The following is a 3,217-nucleotide window of genomic DNA, read 5'->3' on the forward strand; positions in this document are numbered from 1 at the left end:
GATGGTCAATGCTGACGTGGGTGTAAATCTCGGTGGTGTTCAGATTGGCATGGCCCAGCAGCGCTTGCAGCACGCGCACGTCCGCGCCAGCCTCCAACATGTGCGTGGCCATCGCGTGGCGCAGCAAATGGGTCGCGCCCGGTTTCTTGACCTCGGCGAAGTCCATATAGCGCTTGACCCGATCCGCCACGAAGGCCGGACTGACTGGCTCGCCATAGTCCGTGATGAACAGCGCTTCATGCGGGACCGCGAGCAGTTGCGGTCGGCTTTCGAACAGGTAACGGTCCAGCCACGCTAGCGCCCGCTTGCCGACTGGCACCACCCGGTCTTTCGCGCCCTTGCCCACACGCACAAACACCAGACGCCGGTTCGAATCGACGTCATACAAAGCCAGCCCGGCGATTTCCATGCGGCGCAGACCCGTGCTGTACAGCAATTCCAACATGGCACGGTCGCGCAGGCCGTAGGGCGTGGCCGCATCGGCTTCGGCCAGGATGGCTTCCACTTCCTGCACGCTCAGGATGGCGCGCGGCAGGCGCTTCGGTATCTTCGGTAAATCCAACTCGCTGGCCGGGTTGTAGAGTAGATGGTTTTGCCGGGCCAGCCATTTGAACCATGTCTTGAGTGGGGCCAGCGCACCGTGTTGGCTGCCCAGCGTCAGCGGTGCCCCGTCCGGCTTGCGGTAGTAGAACAAATGCCGTTGGTAACGTTCCAGCACCGGCTTGGTGATATCGGCTGGTTGCGCAATGCCGCGCTCGTCGCACCAGACGATGAAGCGGCGGATAGCGATGCGCCGGGCGCGCACCGTGTCCCGCGAGTAGCCCGTTATCAGCATCCATTCGAAGTGCGCTTCCATATACTGCGTCAGCGCCAAGTGCCCCAAGGGGTCGATCTCGCGTTTTCTGGAACCGGCTGGCTTGACCGCTGCCGGTTTGCGCGTCTTGAGTTTCTGGCCTTTGCGCGGCATCTCACACCCCAGTTACCACTACGGCCGGCTGCGTGTACGATCTTGTTTCGCAGGACAGGGGGTGGCGCGTTTCTGGCAAGGTATTGGGCTCATTCGTTATGAGCCTTGTCAGCGTTGAAGTTTGAGCGGATAGCTCATTGCGCGTTGCCACCGCAACCGGGCCGTTTTGGGGCCGCGTTGACCCCGCGAACTGGGGGTGTTCACCCCGCGAACTGTCTGTCGTACCTGTAGTCATCAGCTGGGCTGCATCCAGTAGCCCGGCCAATTGCGGACCGTGCGCCGCCAGATCACCATCAAACAGCAATTCGTACTCGAAGCTTTGCCCACGGCAACCGCGATGTACCAGCAGGTACTCCAGCGCTGCCAACCTATCCAGATGTAGGCGGCATTGGGTATCCGATAGCCCGCTGGCGTGACGCACCTCGGCGCGGCTGAAGCGGATGTCCTGCACCAGTAATTGCGCGGTGTCGGCACGCTCGCGCACCAGCTGTTGAACACAGGCCAAGAGCTTGCGGGTCTGTGGTGGCAATTCGTCCAGGCTGCGGCCCAGCACTTCATGCGCCAGCGTATTGGCTTGGGCGATGTCCTGCGGCGTCACCTCGATGTATTCCACCTGGCGACCGGCAGCGGTGAACGTCTTGATCGGGCGTTGGTACTGGTGCAGCAAGGCGATCGTGTCGATCAAGGAGAGGTACTTTTCATGATCTCGTCGCGTCCGCGTGCGATCGTCCAGGAAGGTCAGTTGGTCCGCATACGGATTGACCACCGCCAGGGGACGCAACAGGCGCTGGGCATTGCGGTGCAGCGCCAGCACGGCGTCCTTGGTTTCCTTGCCCATGAAGCCGGCCAAGGTGCGCCGTTCCCGTTGGCGACGATGGATCGCCGCTGTCTGCTCGCGGCCTTCGTCGACGGAGAGCACTAAGCAGCGATTCAATAGTTCTTCGTCGATATCGATGGCCGTGGTGGTCATGAACAGGCTCATCGGGCCTTCCACCCGGTATTCCTGCGCCACCAGATTGCCGTTGGCGTCGGTGCCGGTAGACGCCATCGTCAACTCGCCATCCGATTGCAGCAGCTTCAAGGCATAGCTGGCCCGGCTCGCGCCTTCCTCTTCGGCAATCGCCAGCACCTTGTGCTTGAGATTGGTCTCACCCATGTAGAACAGGCTTTGTCCGCTCATGGCGGAGTAGCGCACGGTCTCTTCCGGTGGCATAAACGCCAGCACCGCATCCATCAGACTGGATTTACCCGCTGCGCTGGATGATTGCACCACCACCGCCAACGGTCGGTCCAACTTGCGGCTGGTGGCGGCTAAATAGGCGGTCAGCTTGTTGGTCGCTTCGCCAACGATGCCGCATTGCTCGAAGTCCGCCAGCACCCGCCCTAACAGGTCGGGCGTGCGCAACAGGGCCAGCGCGGCTTGCTGTTCATCCTCGCTGATGGCCGGCACAGGCGGTGCCTTGGGTTCCAGCGCCTCACGTATCGTGTCGTCCTGTACCTGCTCCAGCTTCAAGAGCACGCGGCCCAGTTCAGCCTTGAGCACCGCCTCCTGCATCCGCAGTTCCGCTGCCGCCTGCTGCACAAACACGGCGCGCGCCCGGGCAGCGTACAGGTCCAGGGTATCGACATGGAATGCGTCGGCCTGTGACACCATCAGGTTGACCTTGAGTACGCCCACCGCAAGGTTTTTCGGCAAGCCGCGTATCCGCCAGCGACGCCCTGTGTCGCCTTCGCCAAACCGCATCACCACTTCCTGCTCGCTGACTTCGGCGTTCACATCACACGCCGACGCAGGTGGCACCGCTGCTGCCGGCAGCGCAATCACAGGCTCGGCCATTTTTTTAGCGGCTAAAATGGGCGGGCTGTCCGGCTCGGGCATTTTGCGTCCTGCTGTGATGGCTTCCGTTTCGCAGGCTGCCTGTATCGGCCGCTTTGGCGCTTGCCCATCACCGAGCCATGCCGCCTTGCGAATCAACAGCCCCAGCGATTTCGCCGCTGGCTGGACTTTAAGCGCGTAATCATTGGCGTCCATGCCCTTGGGGAACGGGATACGATAAACCCCAAAGCCTGCCGCTTGCAGGCGCTTGGCCAACTCCGCTGCCGCCCGTTCACCTGCCTCGTCGCGGTCATAGGCAATCAGCACCCGCTCAATGCCATGCCGTTGGAAGGCGGCTAAATGGGTATCGGTGAATCCCTGTGTGCCATAGCTGGCCGTTACATTGCGGTAGCCCGCACACCAGAAGGTCATTG

The 3,217-nt window shown here is 61.9% G+C and carries 2 protein-coding genes; both read right to left on the minus strand.

Translation table 11 applies throughout. The features are described 5' to 3' along the window. Positions 1–967: site-specific tyrosine recombinase XerC (xerC, locus tag CSQ89_RS20640; RefSeq protein WP_099407870.1), on the minus strand; the 967-nt coding region annotated here is incomplete at its 3' end. A gap of 1 nt (position 968) precedes the next feature. Further along, on the minus strand, positions 969–3,217 hold a 2,249-nt coding region (locus tag CSQ89_RS20645), incomplete at its 5' end, for a toprim domain-containing protein (RefSeq protein WP_099407869.1).

Source organism: Chitinimonas sp. BJB300, from assembly GCF_002735695.1.
In the GTDB taxonomy this organism is placed as follows: Bacteria; Pseudomonadota; Gammaproteobacteria; order Burkholderiales; family Chitinimonadaceae; genus Chitinimonas.